Below are 16,343 nucleotides of genomic sequence, written 5' to 3'. Positions count from 1 at the left end.
CTGCATCGCGGACAACCAACCAGCCAGACTATTTCCATTACATTCAATAGTTTACCGCCAAATACATATCACCAAATCCAGCTGACCCAGCTCGAATACGGCCATAAGCGCAGTGATGATCAACCCAGTCCCGACTGCACCTGGATCTGTCCCCTCTCCCTTTGGGAGAGGGTTAGGGTGAGGGCGGCTCCCTCCCCCTCATCCCCAACCCTTCTCCCGCAAGGGGAGAAGGTAGCTGTTACGCGACAACTTGCTGCATCGCGGACAACCAATCAGCCAGACGATTCCCAGCACATTCAATAATTTATCGCCAAATACATATCACCAAATCCAGCTGACCCAGCTCGAATACGGCAATAAGCACAGTGCTGATCAGCCCAATCCCGACAGCACCCTAGCCCTCTCCCTCCGGGAGAGGGCTAGGGTGAGGGGACGCAATATCCAACCGGTAACCAGATGGGAAGCTGGCTATATCTATAGGGCGATACGGAGCAGGGGCAGTTTATGGATAGCAACCTCTTTGCCAAACGACTGAGACGAGATGCCACGCTGGCAGAGCAGAAACTGTGGCAACAGTTGCGCAATCGCCGTCTGGCGGGGCTGAAATTTCGCCGCCAAGTACCCATCGGCCCCTATGTGGTGGATTTTATCTGCCTTGAACAGGGATTGGTCATCGAAGTGGATGGTTCGCAACACGGAACACAAGCGAACCAGATGCATGACGAGGCTCGGACAACCTATCTCAATCAGCAGGGATTTCGGGTGATACGAGTGTGGAATAACGATGTGCTGAGCAGGCTCAGCTTCGTGCTGGATTTTATCCTGCTCTCATTACGCCGCTCTGATTGACCCCTTCCCCTCAATTCAAAAAGCAAAAACAGAGAAGGAGAAACCCAACTTACGCCCGCAGGGCCCGCATCAGCTGGGCGACCACATCGTCAAGCAGGGGGCGATCGGGGCGGCACTGGGCGAAGGTGATAAGCCCCTGCAGATTGATCAGCAGCAGGGCGGTGAGGGTGTGAATATCCCGATCCGGCGCCAGCTCACCGCACTGCTGCGCCTGTGCCAGCAGATCCGCCAGCTCCTGCTCCAGCTCGCCGTAGATCCCCTTGACCCGCTGGGTCAGCTCTTCATCCTGTTCGCTCAGCTCCATCATGGTGCGGGTCACCAGACAGGTGCCACAAAGCGCCTCGGTCACCACCTGATCGAGATAGGCAGCCAGACCGGCCAGCGGGCTCGGATTGTCGAGCAGGGAGCGGCGCAGGGCTCGCTTGCTCTCCACGTAGTGATCGACGGCCGCCAGCAGCAGGCCGCGCTTGTTGCCGAAGGCGCCGTAGATGCTGCCCGGGTGCAGGCCGGTAGCGGCCACCAGCTCTTGCATGGTGGTCTTGGCGTACCCCTTGGCGCGAAACGCCTCCATGGCATTTCGTAGCACCTCGTCACGATCAAACTCGGCAATGCGCATGGCTCCTCCCGTCGGAAATGGTTCGTTGGCACGACACAAAAAGAGCCGCTGGCAACGCGCGCTGGAAAAGGTCGGCAAGTGTACCCCACTCGCAGGTCGGGGCCAACCATCTTGAACGCACATTCAAAAAAGACTTGCATCGGAACAAAAAAACGTCTTGAATGCACGTTCAAGAATAACCCGTTCAGGACAACCTATCATGAATACCCTGTTTCAGCCGTATCGACTCAATGACACTCTGACCCTGGCCAACCGTTTCATGATGGCCCCGCTCACCCGCTGCATGGCAGGCCCAGGTCTGGTGCCGACCGAGCAGATGGCTGCCTATTATGCTCGCCGTGCCGACATCGGCCTGATTGTCTCCGAAGCCGTCATCATCCGCCCCGATGCGCAGGGCTACCCCAATACTCCGGGCCTCTTCACCCAGGCTCAGATCGATGGCTGGAAGAAAGTGACCAGCGCCGTGCACGCCAAGGGTGGCAAGATTTTCGCCCAGCTGTGGCACGTCGGTCGCCTCTCCCACCCCTTCTTCCATCAGGCGGAAGTGCTGGCCCCCTCTGCCGTGGCGCACGAGGGTACAGTGCCGCGCATGCGCGAGCTGACCTATCAGGTGCCGCGCGCCCTGACCGAGGCGGAAATCGCCCAGCTGGTGCAGGATTACGCGACTGCCGGTGCCAACGCCATCGAGGCGGGCTTTGACGGGGTGGAGATCCACGGTGCCAACGGCTACCTGATCGACCAGTTCCTGCACCACTCCACCAACCTGCGCAGCGACAACTACGGTGGCTGCCCGGAAAATATGAGCCGCTTCGCGCTGGAAGTGGTCGATGCCATCAGCGCCCGGATCGGCGGTGATCGGGTTGGTATTCGCCTCTCCCCGGGTGCCTATGTCCATCTGGCGGGCAGCCCGGAAGATCGCGCCGTGTTCGACTACCTGCTGGGCAAGCTCAATGATCGCCCGCTGGCCTATATCCACCTCGGCATCTTCGATGACAACCTCACCTTCGATTATCTGGGTGGCCGCGCCTCCGACTATCTGCGCGCCCACTACAAGGGCAATCTGGTCGGGGTGGGCAACTACGACGCCGAGCGCGCCGCCGCGGCCATCGAGGCCAACCGCTTCGATCTGGTGGCTATCGGTCGTCCGCTTATCGCCAACCCGGACTACCTCACCAAGGTGAAGAAGGGCGAAGCGCTGGTGCCCTACGCTGATACCATGCTGGCTGAGCTGGTCTAACCGCATCGGTATCGCCAAACGACAGGCAATAAAAAACGAGGGGAGCAGTTGCTCCCCTCGTGCTATCTGGCTGATGCCGTATTGCGTTGGTGCGGACTTAATTGGTGCGGAAGAGGGCCTCGATGGAGAGCCCCTGGCTCAGCAGGATCTCCCGCAGACGGCGCAGCCCCTCGACCTGGATCTGGCGTACCCGCTCGCGAGTCAGGCCAATCTCGGCCCCCACATCCTCAAGGGTGGCTGGCTCGTAACCCAGCAGGCCGAACCGGCGAGCCAGCACTTCCCGCTGTTTGGGATTGAGCTCTTCCAGCCAGTGAACGATGCTGGCGCGCATGTCGTCATCCTGGGATTCCAGCTCCGGCCCCATGCCGCGCTCGTCGGAGAGCACATCCAGCAGCGCCTTGTCGCGATCGCCACCGATGGGGGTATCCACCGAGGTGATCTTCTCGTTGAGCTTGAGCATACGGTTCACGTCATCCACCGAACGATCGAGCGCATGGGCGATATCTTCGGCGGTCGGCTCATGATCGAGACGGTGAGAGAGCTCACGCGCGGTGCGTAGGTAAACGTTTAACTCCTTGACCACATGAATGGGCAGACGGATGGTGCGGGTCTGGTTCATGATGGCCCGCTCGATGGTCTGGCGGATCCACCAAGTGGCATAGGTAGAGAAACGGAAGCCGCGCTCGGGGTCGAACTTCTCGACCGCACGGATAAGACCGAGGTTGCCCTCTTCGATAAGATCCAGCAGCACCAAGCCGCGGTTGTTGTAGCGACGGGCAATTTTGACCACCAGTCGCAGGTTGGACTCGATCATGCGCTTGCGGGCGGCTTTGTCACCCCGCAAGGCACGACGGGCGTAATAGACTTCTTCTTCGGCAGTGAGTAGGGGGGAGAAGCCAATCTCCCCCAGATAGAGCTGGGTGGCATCCATCACCTTGTTCAGTTCCGGTGCCAGCAATTCATCGGAGATGGTCTCTTCCGCCTCGGCGGCCACCTCCTCCAGCTCTTCTACCTCTTCGTTAGACTCGGGGTCAGCGTCAAACTCTAACTCTGCATCCTGCATTACCAGTTGTTCTTGGCTCATGGTGTGTCTCCCTGACGTTACCAGAGTAAGACGGTCTCTCTGGGGTTAACGCTTTGGCAAATAGCTCATCGGATTGATCGACTTGCCTCTGTACCGGATCTCGAAATGCAATCGCACATCCGGCGCGTCCGTGCTGCCCATGTTGGCAATGACCGAGCCCCCCTTGACGCTGTCCCCTTCCTTCACCCGCAACTCGTCGTTGTGTGCGTAGGCGGAGAGATAGTCATCATCATGCTTGAGGATGATCAGCTTGCCGTACCCCCTTAAAGCACTGCCAGCGTATACCACCTTACCGCTGCTGGCGGCGTAGACGGGTTGCCCCTTCTGGCCGGCTATGTCGATACCCTTGTTACCCTGTTCTGCAACAGAGAACCCCTCGACGATACGGCCTTTTGCGGGCCAGTGCCAGGAGAGTCTCGACTGGGAGTTGTCTGTTTTTTGTTCTTTGACCTGAGCGTATTCCTTCGGTGCCTCCGCAGCAACGGATTTCTGCGAGATGAATGGCGTGGTCTGACCAGATCCGCTCGGTTCTGCCAACGGACGCGGGCCACTGCTCGGTCGGGTCGTGGTGGTCTGCACCGGAACCGGTGTCACCGGGCGGGTTGCGGCTACCATCTGAGTGCTGTTGCCACCGGCAGACTGAACGTTGAGCACCTGACCCGGCTGCAGGGCGTAGGGGGCACTCAGACTGTTGCTCTGGGCCAGCGCCTGCGGCGTCATGCCGAACTGGCGGCCGATGCTGCTCAGGGTATCGCCGCGACGCACCTCATAGGTGCCGGAACTGCGGCTGCTACTCACGCTGGCGCTGGATCCATCGAGTCGCAAGCGCTGCCCCGGATAGATGTTGTAGGGCGGGCTGATGTTGTTGAGGCTGGCCAGCGACGGCACGTCGTTGCCGGAGTTGAAGGCGATGGAGTAGAGGGTATCGCCCCGCTTCACCACGTAGCTGTTGCCCTGGATGGGGGCACTGACCTGAGCGCCGCCCTGACGGGTCGGGATGGTCGAGACGAAGGGACCATCACCCAGCCCCTCAACCGGAGCGGCATTTTTACTGGAAGAACAGGCAAGCAGCAGCCATGAAAGAACGACGACACTGCTTCCCTGCCAAATACGCGAACGCATAGCGGATCCTTAACGACTAAACCAGAAATAGGCCACGACGGCCAGACCAATACAGAGCCAACCGAGCACATCTACGTAGTGCATCAGTTTGCGTTCCATCTTCTCGCCACCCCAGCGCATCAAACCTGCCACCAGGAAAAAGCGCAAACCGCGGCCGATGAGGGAGGTGATGATGAAGGGCAACAGAGCCATTTGCAACAGCCCTGCCGTCACGGTAAACACCTTGTAGGGGATCGGGGTGAAACTGGCGATAAAGATGACCCAGATACCCCACTGCTCGAACCAGTGGCGGGCGATGGCGATCTTGCCCTCATAACCGACGGAAGCCACCAGCGGCTGCACCACCGGATCCCACAGGGCGTAGCCAAGGGCATAGCCAAACAGGGCGCCCAGCACCGAGAATACGGTGGCCAGCGTGGCGTAGTGCCACGCCTTGTGTGGCTTGCCGAGCGCCATAGGCGCCAGCATCACGTCAACCGGGATGGGCCAGAAGACAGATTCGATAAAGGCGGTGATGGAGAGATACCAGGGGGCGTATTTGTGGCGCGCCCACTGCATTACCAGTACATACAAACGGGAAAACAACTTCACTCAACATCTCCGTCGATCAGGGGAACAAAACGCACCGGTTCCAGAATTCGGCTGGTCAGCTGGGAGCCGGAGCGTTCAATCAGTTGCAGGGTCTGCTGGCTATCGCCCACCGGCAATACCAGCCGACCGCCATCGGCCAGCTGATCGGTGAGCGCCGTCGGGATCTCGCTCGCCGCCGCCGTCACCAGAATGGCGTCGTAAGGCCCCTTGTTGGGCCATCCCAGCCAGCCGTTACCGTGCTTGGCCGAGACATTGTGCAGATCGAGCTGGCGCAGCCGGCGTCTTGCCTGGAACTGCAGCGACTTGATCCGCTCCACGGTATAAACGTGCTCCACCAGATGGGCTAGGATCGCCGTCTGGTAACCGGAGCCAGTGCCAATCTCCAGCACGTGGGCCGGATCATTTTGCATCAGCAGCTCGGTCATTCGCGCCACCATGTAGGGCTGCGAAATGGTCTGGCCATGGCCAATGGGCAAGGCGGTGTTGTCCCACGCCTTGTGGGCCATGGCCTCATCCACGAATAGCTGGCGCGGCACTTTCGCGATGGTCGCCAGCACGCGAAAATCGCGAATATCCTGCGCAATGAGCTGATTTAACAGGCGCTGTACTATCACACCCTCATCCCTGCAGATCTAACCAGGCCCCCAGACCAGCGAGACTGTCATAGGCAGTCATGTCAATGGTCAGGGGAGTTATCGAGACATAACCCTGCTCGATGGCAGCAAAGTCGGTTCCTTCTCCTGCATCCTGCTTGTCGCCGGGAGGGCCAATCCAGTAGATGGGCTGACCGCGGGGGTCCTCGGTGCGGATCACCGACTCCGCCCGATGGCGATTGCCAAGGCGGGTCACTCTGATCCCCCGGATCTGCTCAAGCGGCAGGTCAGGTACGTTCACATTGAGGATCTGATCCGCTGGCAGGGGATGCTTCATCAACCCCTTCACCAGCAGGGCCGCATAGTGGGCCGCTGTGGCGAAATGGGTCTTGCCCACCAGCGAGATGGCGAGGGAGGGATAGCCAAGGTGGCGTCCTTCGGTCGCAGCCGCCACCGTGCCGGAGTAGATGACATCATCCCCCAGATTGGCACCGTGGTTGATACCGGCCACCACCATGTCAGGCTCGGGGCGCACCAGCTCGTTGACCGCGAGGTGGACGCAGTCGGTCGGCGTCCCCTTCACCGCATGATAACCGGTTTCGCTGATGCGGGTGACCCGCAGCGGCACCTCCAGCGTCAGGGAGTGACTCGCGCCGCTGCGGTTGCGATCCGGTGCCACCACCACGACCTCACCGCAGGCGCGCAACGCCTCGCAGAGGGCACGGATGCCCTCGGCATGCACACCATCGTCATTACTGACCAGAATTCGCATCGGTTTGATTCCTGAAACCGTGATCGGCCTCTTCGGCCTGCATTAACTCGCGCACCACGCTGGTGGCAAAAGCGCCCGCCGGCAGGAAGAAGGAGAGAGTCAGCACATCTCCTTCCAGTTGCCAGCTCATCTGCTCCGGCTTGAGCAGCAGCGGGCGGCGATCCTGATCCAGCCCTGCTTTCTCCAGTCCGTCACACCAGTCGCTGTACGCCGCCAGCACGCCCTGCTCAAACTCGGCCGCCGCACCCTGGCTGGCCAGCCGGCCACGGCCCCACTGGGGCGCGGTGAGCTGCACGTCGCCGGAGGCGAGACGCGCTTCCAGCTCGGGGGTCACGTTCTCTTCGCTGAAGATGGAGTGGCTACCCTTGAGCATCACGCAATCCCCGGCCAGCAGCTGGTGGGCCAGTCCCTGCTCGATACGGGCGCTGACGATGGTATTGAACAGCATGCTGCGCGCGGCAGAGAGGTAGAGAGAGCGCTTGTTGCGATCCTTGATCCGCTTGCCGGCAAACATCGCCTTGGCCGCTTCCAGGTTGTTGCCTTCACGGCCGAAACGCTGCTCGCCGTAGTAGTTGGGCACGCCCTGGGCCGCGATGGCCTGCAGGCGGGACTCTAGCCCGTCAGCCTGCTCCAGACCGGTGAGACGCAGGGTGAAGTGGTTGCCCTTGAGGTAGCCGACCCGCAGCTTCTTGTTGTGGCGCTTCACCTCCAGGATCCGGATGCTGTCGCTCTCGATGACGGAGAGATCCGGCTCGGCCTTGCCCGGCAGGTGGATACCGAACCACTGCTCGGTCACTGCGTGGCGATCTTTCAGGCCCGCCCAGGTCACCGCATTGCGGTTGACCCCGGCGGCATCGGCCAGCAGGCCAGCCACCCAGGCAGTATTCTCGCCGGTTTTACGCACCCGGACGAAGATGTGCTCCCCTTCCCCACAGGGTTCAAACCCGAGGTCTTCGTTGACCACGAAGTCGGCGGCCTCGGCCTTGAGGATACCGCGGGCGGTGGGCGCACCGTGCAGGTAGGCAAGTTGTTCCAGCATTATTGTTTCACCAGTAAGACGACGGCTTCGGTGGCGATCCCTTCCTTGCGCCCCGTAAAGCCAAGCTGTTCGGTGGTGGTCGCCTTGACGTTCACCCGGTTCAAATCACATTGCAGATCGGCAGCCAGCACGGCGCACATGGCGTCGATGTGAGGCGCCATCTTGGGCGCCTGAGCGATGATGGTCACATCCAGATTGCCGATGGCATAACCTGCGCGCTGCACGCGGGCAAAGACATCGCGCAGCAGGATACGGCTGTCGATACCCTTGAATTCGGCGGCGGTATCGGGGAAGTGGCGACCGATGTCACCGGCACCGATGGCGCCCAGCAGGGCATCGCTCACAGCGTGCAGCACTACGTCACCATCGGAGTGGGCGATCAGTCCCTGCTCGTAGGGAACCGGCACTCCGCCCAGCATGCAGGGGCCAACCCCGCCAAATTTGTGTACGTCAAAACCATGTCCAATCCGGATCATGCTCGCTCCTTGTTCGGCCTGTTGGTTCAGACCTCTTTGTTCTGATAGGTGGACTTATGCCTGCTGGCTTAAAAACAGTCCCGCCAAAGAGAGATCCTCCGGCCGGGTCACCTTGATATTGTCGGCGCGCCCCTCCACCATCCGCACCGCAAATCCGGCGCGCTCCATGGCGGAGGCCTCATCGGTAATGGTGGCACCGAGCGCCAGCCCCTCCTCCAGCGCCCGTCTGAGAGGGGTGGTGGGGAACATCTGCGGCGTCAGGGCATGCCAGAGCTGCTCGCGCTCGACGGTGGCAATGATATTGCCAGCCGCATCGGAGCGCTTCATGGTATCGCGCACCCGGCTACCGAGGATGGCGCCGCCGCTCGTCATGGCGGCAGCAATCAGGGCATCGAGATCGCCGTGGGTCAGACAGGGGCGGGCCGCATCGTGCACCAGTACCCACTCCCCTTGCGCCACATGGAGGGCGTTGAGGACGGAAAAGGCGCGCTCGGCGCCCCCCTCGACCCGCAGGATCCGCTCATCCTGCGCCACCGGAAGGGTGTCAAACCAGCGGTCATGGGGAGCCAGTGCCACGATCACCTGCGCGATGGCGGGATGTGTGAGCAGCCGCTCCAGGGTGTGCTCGAGAATGGTCTTGCCCGCCAGCTGCAGATACTGCTTGGGGCACTCGGCCCCCATCCGGCTGCCAATGCCAGCGGCTGGCACGATCGCCGTCAGGGCGGGTGTGCGGCTCGCATCAGTCATCGTAAGGGGCATCCGCTGGCTCATTCTCTTTTTCTTTCTCTTTGGGGATGATCCGGTAGAAGGTCTCGCCCTGCTTGATGTAGCCCAGATCGTTGCGCGACAGCTCCTCGATGGCCTCAAGGCCAGAGGTGAGATCATCGATCTCGCGATAAATCAGGTCGTTGCGATCCTTGAGGCTCTGGTTGTCCCGCTGCTGCTGCGAGATGGCCTCCGACAAACTCTGGTAGTCGGACAGCCCGTTCTTCCCCAGCCAGAAGTCATATTGCAGACCTCCCAGCAGGAGGATCAGGATCAGGGTGAATAGGCGCATGCTCTAGGTCTCCTTCAAGCGGCCTAGTGTCCCATATTCGGTGCAAAGACAAAAGAAAGCCAATACCCCGAAGGGGCCGGGCAAGCAGAAAAAAGTGCCCAAAGGTGAGTCAGATAGCGCAAAACCCCGCCAAACCGGCGCAAGGATTGACCAGTGTGGTCAACATGCGCCGGGGCGGGGTTGATTGTCAGAATGGAGGTGCCGCTATCAGTTGACGGCGACCGGCTCCCCTTCCAGCTCGGCCGGGGTGTTGTACTCCTCCTCGGCCTCGCGGAAACGCTCCAGCATGGTTTTCGAAGGCGCTTCTCCCAGCAGACTGCCCGCTACAATCGCGATACAGGCAAACAGGAAGCCCGGGATGATTTCATACAACCCCAGCCAGCCGAACTGCTTCCAGACGATGACGGTGATGGCGCCCACCAGCATGCCGGCCAGCGCGCCGTTGCGGGTCATTCGCGGCCAGAGCACGGAGAGCAGCACCACAGGGCCGAACGCGGCACCAAAACCGGCCCAGGCGTAACTCACCAGCCCGAGCACCCGGTTCTCCGGATTCATGGCAACGGCGATGGCGATCAGGGCGATGACCAGCACCATCAGCCGCCCTACCCACACCAGTTCGCGCTGGGAGGCGTTCTTGCGCAGGAACGGCTTGTAGAGATCCTCGGTGATGGCGCTGGAGCAGACCAGCAGCTGGCAGCTCAGGGTACTCATCACCGCCGCCAGAATGGCCGAGAGCAGCACGCCGGCGATCCAGGGGTTGAACAGGATCTTGGAGAGCTCGATAAAGACCCGCTCCGGGTTGCCGGTGACACCGCCCGCCACTTCCGGGAAGCGGGCGAAGTAGGCCAGGCCGAAGAAGCCGATTGCCACCGCACCGCCAAGGCAGAAGATCATCCAGGTCATGCTGATGCGACGGGCATTGGCCATGGAGTGATGGGAATCGGCCGCCATGAAGCGGGCCAGAATGTGCGGCTGACCGAAGTAGCCGAGCCCCCACGCCATCAGGGAGATGATGGCAATAACGTCCAGATTCTTGAACATGTCGAGGTTGCTGGCGCTCTTGGCGGCCACCTCGATCATGGCGCTGTCCACCCCGCCTACGGCAATGATGACGAACACCGGGGTGAGGATCAGGGCGAAGATCATCAGGGTCGCCTGCACCGTATCGGTCCAGCTCACCGCGAGGAAACCACCGAAGAAGGTGTAGGTGATGGTGGCGGCGGCACCGACCCAGAGGGCGGTGTTGTAATCCATGCCGAAGGTGCTCTCAAACAGGCGGGCACCGGCCACCACACCGGAGGCACAGTAGATGGTGAAGAACAGCAGGATCACCAGCGCCGAGAGGATGCGCAGCACCTTGCTGTGATCCTCAAAACGGTAGGTGAAGTAGTCCGGCAGGGTCAGGGCGTTGCGGTTCTTCTCGGTATGAACACGCAGGCGGCCCGCCACCCAACGCCAGTTGAGGTAGGCACCGATGACCAGACCGATGGCGATCCAGCTCTCGGAGATGCCGCTGATGAAGATGGCGCCGGGCAATCCCATCAGCAACCATCCGCTCATGTCGGAGGCGCCGGCGGAGAGGGCGGTGACCCAGCTCCCCATCCGGCGGCCGCCCAGAATGTAGTCATCAAAGTTGCGGGTGGCGCGATAGGCAACAAAGCCGATCAGTACCATCCCGAGGATGTACACCAGAAAGGTGATTAACATGGGTGTGCTGGCGGTCATGCAAAACTCCGTTTTATTTCATCTTTTACCCGCTCTGATGACGGGCTCGTCCCTAAAAACCGGCCTAGCTTAATCACCCATCCCTATCGGCTCAACCTCTTTATTAACAAACAGAAAACACATTAAAAACCTTTGTGCAGCAAATCATCTCTACATCAAGGAGATAGAGCCGAATTTCATTTTCCCTTCGCCACCACAGATCCGATCACTCCCCTCGTTATTGAGCGTTTTATCTTCACATTTTGTTACTATCGAGCTTTTTACATCCTTCCCATCCCCTCCTACACTCGCCGCCCTGAATCCAACGAACCGGGGCCACGCCTATGTCCTCTCATCTGTCACAACTGCGTACCCTTGCCCGCCGTCTCCATCCGGTAGAGGAGTCGGGCCATCTCATCAGACGAGCCAAATTCGTTGGCCGCCTCTGGCTGCATCCGGGCGCCCGCGCCCTCTATCGCCAGCAGGAGACGCTGCCGCTGCTGGCGCAGGCGATCACCCGCTTCCCCGATATTCTGGAAAAGCCGATTCACCCCTATCGCCACAAGGGGCTGCGCAAGGGGTTGCGCGCCGGGCTCATCACCGCCCACTATCAACAGCTGGCACGGGCCCTGCCCGAAGCGCAGCAGCAGGCGATCTACAGCCAGAACGGCTTGCAACTTGCCAGCTGGCAGAGCGACAAGCTTGCAACGCCGCTCACCCTGCAGCTCGATTACCAGACCCACATGGCCAAAGAGGGGGAGATGAGCTTGACCCTCAAGCTCGGCGAGTCAGCGCTCTACTTCATGGCGCTCAACCTGCGCTGCGAGCCGCAGCCCACGCTGGAGATCTGCTCGCTGCAAGGGGGCAAGGGGTTGAGTGAGGAGATCAAGCTGGTCACCAAGGCGTGTGGCGGCCTGCGCCCCATGTCCCTGCTGGTCTATATGGCGGCCGAGCTGGCCCGTGGTCTGGGGTGTGAAACCCTGCTCGGGATCCGCACTCAAAGTCACGTCTACCAGTGCAGCAAGCGCACCGCCAGCCGGGTCAAGTTCGATCTGGATGGGCTGTGGGAAGAGCATCAGGGCAACGTCATGGATGAACTCTGGATGAGCCTGCCGCTGCAGATACCACGCAAGACGCTGGAGGAGATCCCCTCCCGCAAACGGGCCAGCTACAAGGCACGCTACCAGATGCTCGATCAGCTCGCCGGGGAGCTCACCGACAATCTGCGCCGCAGCTAATTCTGCCACGTACACAGTCAGAAAAGAGAAAGGGCGAACAGCACGCTGTTCGCCCTTTCTTGTGGCCGATTGCCGGGATTAGCCGTTGATGGCAACCGGCATGCCGCTGCGCTGCTCCAGCGCCTGTTTGACCAGCTGGGAGTCGCTGTCGGCGTGGGCAATGAAACGGGTGATAGCCGGGGTCATCGGCAGCGGAGCCGGCAGGCTGGAGTTGAACTCCTCCTCGCTGCGCGAAAGCGGCTGATGCACTTCCAGATAGCGGCGGCCATCCGGCTCAACAGAGGCCTTGAGCGGCTGGTTGATGAACTGGACGCGAGTGCCTACCGGTACCTTCTTGAACAGGTACTCGATATCATCGTTGCGCAGACGCACACAGCCGTGGCTCACCCGCAGGCCGATGCCGAACTGGGCGTTGGTACCGTGGATGGCGTACATCTTGCCGATGTAGAGCGCAAACAGCCCCATGGGGTTGTCCGGGCCGGCCGGCCATACCGCAGGCAGGCTCTCGCCACGGGCGGCGTATTCGGCGTGCATCTTGGCAGTCGGAGTCCAGGTCGGGCCCGCTTTCTTGCGCTGCACGCTGGTCACCCAATTCTCCGGGGTGTCGGTGCCCAGCTGGCCGATGCCGATGGGCAGCACTTCCACCACCTTCTTGCCTTTCGGGTAGTAGTAGAGGCGCATCTCGGCCACGTTCAGCACGATCCCTTCACGGGGCGCATCCGGCAGGATCAACTGATGGGGGATCACCAGCTTCTCACCGGTCTGCACCAGCAGGGGGTCAGCCTTGGGGTTGGCTTCGATCATGTTGGTCAGCCCCAGCTGGAATTTTGCGGCAATGGCCTCCAGCGGCTGGCCGTTCTCTTCGGCCGGGACCACGTATTCCAGATTTTCCCCCACCAGACGGCTGTTGGCCGCAGGCAGAGCATATTCAACAGCGAAAACCGGCGCAGCGGTCAGCAGCAGGCTGTAGCAGAGTGTTGCCACACTATTGCGAAGGAGCTTCATAACTTTCCCATGATAATGACTGAGTTGACATCTCTGGGCTGACAGCTGATCAGACGAGGATCAGGGGCGCGAAGAGAAGGCCGCCATTTTTCTCCTCTGCAAAGCAAATTTCAACTGACAAGTAGCGGCGGGTCGACGATTAATATCGCTTTTTTTATCCGCCGCCATTCCCTGTCTGTCGCCCCCTTATCCCTTCTGCCAGAAGCGCATATCGTATCCAGTGGGAGATTGGTGCAACCGCAGATGAAATTGCTCGATGATGGCGAAAATGTGGTCGAAAATATCGGCCTGGATCCCTTCGTACTCGGCCCAGGCGGTCGTCGCGGTAAAGCAGTAGATCTCCAGCGGCAAGCCGTCAGAGGTCGGCGCCAGCTGACGCACCATCAGGGTCATATCCTTGCGAATGCCGGGATGGGCGCGCAGATAGGCATCCAGATAGGCGCGCAGGGTGCCGAGGTTGGTAAGGTGACGGCCATTGATCGGACAACTCAAGGCATCGCTCAGCTGCTGGTTGTAACTGCTCAGCTCCTGCTCCTTGCGGGTGAGATAGGGTGCCAGCAGCTGGGCCTGCTTGAGCTGCAACTGCTCGTCGGCCGTCATGAAACGCACGCTGGTCATGTCGATATTGATGCTGCGCTTGATGCGCCGCCCGCCCGATTCGGTCATCCCCTGCCAGTTCTTGAAGGAGTCGGAGATCAGGGCATAGGTGGGAATGGTGGTGACCGTCTTGTCCCAGTTCGACACCTTGACCGTGGTAAGGCCGATATCGGTCACCTCGCCATCGGCGCCATATTTATCCATCTGCAGCCAGTCACCAACGTTCAGCATCCGGTTGGCAGAGAGCTGGATCCCTGCCACCAGACCGAGGATGGGATCCTTGAACACCAGCATCAGCACCGCGGTCATGGCGCCCAGACCGCTGAACAGGAACAGCGGCGACTTGCCGAGCAGCAGGGCGATCATCAGGATACCGACCAGAATGCTGCCCACCAGCTTGGCTCCCTGGAAGATGCCGCGCAGGGGCAGATCCCGCCACAGCCGGATGTTGCGGCTCACAGCCTGCACGCAGTCGAGCAAGGTAAAGAAGGAGAGCAGCAGGAAGAAGAGGATCCAGAGCTGGGCCGACATCTCGATAAGCTTCAGGCTGTCGGAGCTGCGCGGCAGCCAGATCTCCGCCTGACCGAGCAGCACGGCCCCCTGAAAGACGAAAGCAAGCCGGTAGAAGAGACGTTGTTGCAACTGGGGTGGCAGCCACACCTGCTTGGCCCTGCCGAGAATGCCCACCAGCCGCACCAGCAGAAAGCGGTGCAGCATCATGTGCAGCAGCAGCGAGGTGACGAGGATGAAAGCGAGCGCAATCACCAGCCCCATCATGCCGGTCACCTCGACCCCAAGCTCCGACAGCCAGTTAAAAAACGTCTCTTTCATTCCTCTCCCCCAATGCTGCAATGCCAAAACGTGGTCGTCAGGGTAACGCCACGAGCCTCCAAGTCAAATAACGGGTCGCCATAAACGACAACGCCCGGCAAAAGCCGGGCGTTGTTAGGAGACCGATTGGCGTTAGCCGACCAGGCCCAGGGCATCGCGTGCGATGACCAGCTCTTCGTTGGTGGGGATCACCATGGCGCAACGGCTGTCGGCGGTAGTGATACGACCTTCGCCACCCAGTACGGCAGCGTTGTTCGCCTCTTTGTCCACCTTGAAGCCAAACAGGGCCAGACGCGCCAGCACCATCTCGCGCACCATGGCGGCGTTCTCACCGATACCACCGGTGAAGACCACGGCGTCCAGACGACCGTCCATCGCAGCGGCGTAGGCGCCGACATACTTGGCCACGCGGTAGGTGAAGACATCCAGTGCACGCTTGGCACCGGCGTCGGTGGCGTAGTTGGTGGTGACATAGCGGCAGTCGCTGCTCGCTTCAGTCATCCCCAGCAGACCAGACTCACGGGTCAGGGTGTGGTTGATCTGCTCCACGCTGTAACCGAGCTGGTCGTGCATGAAGAAGACCACGGCCGGATCGATGTCGCCACAACGGGTGCCCATCGCCAGACCTTCCAGCGGAGTCAGCCCCATGGAGGTGTCAACGGATTCGCCGTTCTTGATGGCGCAGACGGAAGCACCGTTGCCCAGGTGGCAGTTGATGATGTTCAGTTCGTTCAGCGGCTTGCCCAGCTCTTTGGCAGCCTCTTCCGCGATGTAGCGGTGAGAGGTGCCATGCGCGCCGTAACGACGGATGCCGTGCTCGCTGTAGAGCTTGTAAGGCAGCGCGTAGAGGTAGGCCTCCTGCGGCAGGGTCTGGTGGAACGCGGTGTCGAATACGGCCACGTTCTTGTCAGCCAGCTGCGGGAACACCTTGAGCGCAGCGCGGATACCGATCAGGTGAGCCGGGTTGTGCAGCGGGGCGAACGGGATAGCGGCTTCGATGCCGGCGATCACGCTGTCATCGATGCGAACGGAACGGGAGAACTGCTCGCCACCGTGTACGATGCGATGGCCGATGGCCACCAGCTGACCGGCCAGAGACGGATCCTGCGGCAGGATGTGGCCCACGATGTGGTCGAGTGCTTCCTGGTGAGCGGCACCCGCTCCCAGCATGGCTTCGCCCTTGACCCCGTGGAGTTTCCATTTGATACGTGCATCATCCAGATTGAAGCATTCGGCCAGGCCGGACAGCATGTCCTCACCTGTTTCGGCGTCCATTACGGCAAATTTCAGGGAAGAGCTACCGCAGTTAAGGATCAGTACCAACTTGCTCATTTTCTACATCTTCCTGTGCTTCGGCTTTATGCCGACAGTGTCGTGTCATCCAAAAGAGGATGGGATTCCCCTGCCGGGGGCTTATGGTCGCAGGAGGGTGCGTCCAATTTTTCAATTCTTGCTCTTGAAAGAGTCATCGCAACTTGTGGTGCGTATCACTCGTTTCAATGCTTGCGAGTCTCAACGCATCAGCTGCGCGG

Annotated in this window: 17 protein-coding genes; 3 read left to right on the top strand and 14 right to left on the bottom strand. The window is 60.6% G+C overall.

The features are described 5' to 3' along the window. The first annotated feature begins 504 nt into the window (after positions 1 to 504). Positions 505 to 849 carry an endonuclease domain-containing protein gene (locus LG31_RS0107070; RefSeq protein ID WP_033113782.1) on the top strand — a complete coding sequence of 115 codons (345 nt, stop codon included), beginning with the start codon at positions 505 to 507 and terminating at the stop codon, positions 847 to 849. A 49-nt stretch (positions 850 to 898) separates the two neighbouring features. On the opposite strand, the gene LG31_RS0107065 is transcribed toward LG31_RS0107070, so the two are convergent. Further along, on the bottom strand, positions 899 to 1,465 hold the full coding sequence (locus tag LG31_RS0107065; RefSeq protein WP_033113781.1) for a TetR/AcrR family transcriptional regulator: 567 nt from the start codon (positions 1,463 to 1,465) through the stop codon (positions 899 to 901). Positions 1,466 to 1,664: 199 nt separating this feature from the next. Here LG31_RS0107065 and LG31_RS0107060 point away from each other — a divergent pair, with 199 nt between their 5' ends. Continuing rightward, the gene (locus tag LG31_RS0107060; protein WP_033113780.1) at positions 1,665 to 2,702 is read left to right on the top strand and encodes an alkene reductase; all 1,038 of its coding nucleotides are present in this window, start codon (positions 1,665 to 1,667) and stop codon (positions 2,700 to 2,702) included. Between the two features lie 97 nt (positions 2,703 to 2,799). Here LG31_RS0107060 and rpoS read toward each other — a convergent pair whose 3' ends face one another. The 10 genes from rpoS to putP form a co-directional block, all read right to left on the bottom strand. After that, positions 2,800 to 3,786: an RNA polymerase sigma factor RpoS gene (rpoS, locus tag LG31_RS0107055; protein ID WP_033113779.1), complete on the bottom strand. Its 987-nt coding sequence runs from the start codon at positions 3,784 to 3,786 to the stop codon at positions 2,800 to 2,802. Positions 3,787 to 3,831: 45 nt separating this feature from the next. Then, entirely contained in the window at positions 3,832 to 4,908 is a 1,077-nt protein-coding gene (locus tag LG31_RS0107050; protein ID WP_033113778.1) for a peptidoglycan DD-metalloendopeptidase family protein, read from the bottom strand. 9 nt (positions 4,909 to 4,917) lie between these two features. Then, the gene (locus tag LG31_RS0107045) at positions 4,918 to 5,499 is read right to left on the bottom strand and encodes a YqaA family protein (RefSeq protein WP_033113777.1); all 582 of its coding nucleotides are present in this window, start codon (positions 5,497 to 5,499) and stop codon (positions 4,918 to 4,920) included. Next, positions 5,496 to 6,113 (bottom strand): protein-L-isoaspartate(D-aspartate) O-methyltransferase, encoded by a 618-nt coding sequence (locus LG31_RS0107040; protein ID WP_033113776.1) that lies wholly within the window; start codon positions 6,111 to 6,113, stop codon positions 5,496 to 5,498. The genes LG31_RS0107045 and LG31_RS0107040 overlap by 4 nt, the downstream gene beginning before the upstream one ends. A gap of 4 nt (positions 6,114 to 6,117) precedes the next feature. Beyond that, positions 6,118 to 6,864 carry a 5'/3'-nucleotidase SurE gene (gene surE, locus LG31_RS0107035; protein ID WP_033113775.1) on the bottom strand — a complete coding sequence of 249 codons (747 nt, stop codon included), beginning with the start codon at positions 6,862 to 6,864 and terminating at the stop codon, positions 6,118 to 6,120. Continuing rightward, positions 6,845 to 7,903 carry a tRNA pseudouridine(13) synthase TruD gene (gene truD, locus LG31_RS0107030; protein WP_033113774.1) on the bottom strand — a complete coding sequence of 353 codons (1,059 nt, stop codon included), beginning with the start codon at positions 7,901 to 7,903 and terminating at the stop codon, positions 6,845 to 6,847. The genes surE and truD overlap by 20 nt, the downstream gene beginning before the upstream one ends. Beyond that, entirely contained in the window at positions 7,903 to 8,379 is a 477-nt protein-coding gene (ispF, locus tag LG31_RS0107025) for a 2-C-methyl-D-erythritol 2,4-cyclodiphosphate synthase (RefSeq protein ID WP_033113773.1), read from the bottom strand. The genes truD and ispF overlap by 1 nt, the downstream gene beginning before the upstream one ends. 54 nt (positions 8,380 to 8,433) lie before the next feature. Next, the gene (gene ispD / locus LG31_RS0107020) at positions 8,434 to 9,126 is read right to left on the bottom strand and encodes a 2-C-methyl-D-erythritol 4-phosphate cytidylyltransferase (protein ID WP_033113772.1); all 693 of its coding nucleotides are present in this window, start codon (positions 9,124 to 9,126) and stop codon (positions 8,434 to 8,436) included. Next, entirely contained in the window at positions 9,119 to 9,436 is a 318-nt protein-coding gene (gene ftsB, locus LG31_RS0107015) for a cell division protein FtsB (protein ID WP_033113771.1), read from the bottom strand. The genes ispD and ftsB overlap by 8 nt, the downstream gene beginning before the upstream one ends. A 207-nt stretch (positions 9,437 to 9,643) precedes the next feature. Continuing rightward, positions 9,644 to 11,161 (bottom strand): sodium/proline symporter PutP, encoded by a 1,518-nt coding sequence (gene putP, locus LG31_RS0107010; protein ID WP_033113770.1) that lies wholly within the window; start codon positions 11,159 to 11,161, stop codon positions 9,644 to 9,646. Between the two features lie 323 nt (positions 11,162 to 11,484). Between putP and LG31_RS0107005 the strand changes: the two genes are divergently transcribed. Continuing rightward, positions 11,485 to 12,378, top strand: a complete 894-nt coding sequence (locus LG31_RS0107005) for a VirK/YbjX family protein (protein WP_033113769.1) — start codon at positions 11,485 to 11,487, stop codon at positions 12,376 to 12,378. A 78-nt stretch (positions 12,379 to 12,456) separates the two neighbouring features. Here the strand turns inward: LG31_RS0107005 and LG31_RS0107000 are convergent, their stop codons facing one another. From LG31_RS0107000 to LG31_RS0106990, 3 genes are all read right to left on the bottom strand, one after another. Continuing rightward, positions 12,457 to 13,383, bottom strand: a complete 927-nt coding sequence (locus tag LG31_RS0107000; RefSeq protein WP_033113768.1) for a L,D-transpeptidase family protein — start codon at positions 13,381 to 13,383, stop codon at positions 12,457 to 12,459. Between the two features lie 186 nt (positions 13,384 to 13,569). Next, positions 13,570 to 14,811, bottom strand: a complete 1,242-nt coding sequence (locus LG31_RS0106995) for a mechanosensitive ion channel family protein (protein WP_033113767.1) — start codon at positions 14,809 to 14,811, stop codon at positions 13,570 to 13,572. A gap of 132 nt (positions 14,812 to 14,943) precedes the next feature. Beyond that, a complete protein-coding gene (locus LG31_RS0106990; protein WP_033113766.1) occupies positions 14,944 to 16,143 on the bottom strand; it encodes an acetate kinase in 1,200 nt (399 codons plus the stop codon). Between the last annotated feature and the right edge of the window lie 200 nt (positions 16,144 to 16,343).

Source organism: Aeromonas lacus, assembly GCF_000764665.1.
Taxonomy (GTDB): Bacteria; Pseudomonadota; Gammaproteobacteria; order Enterobacterales; family Aeromonadaceae; genus Aeromonas; species Aeromonas lacus.
This window is presented reverse-complemented; position numbering and strand designations above follow the sequence as displayed.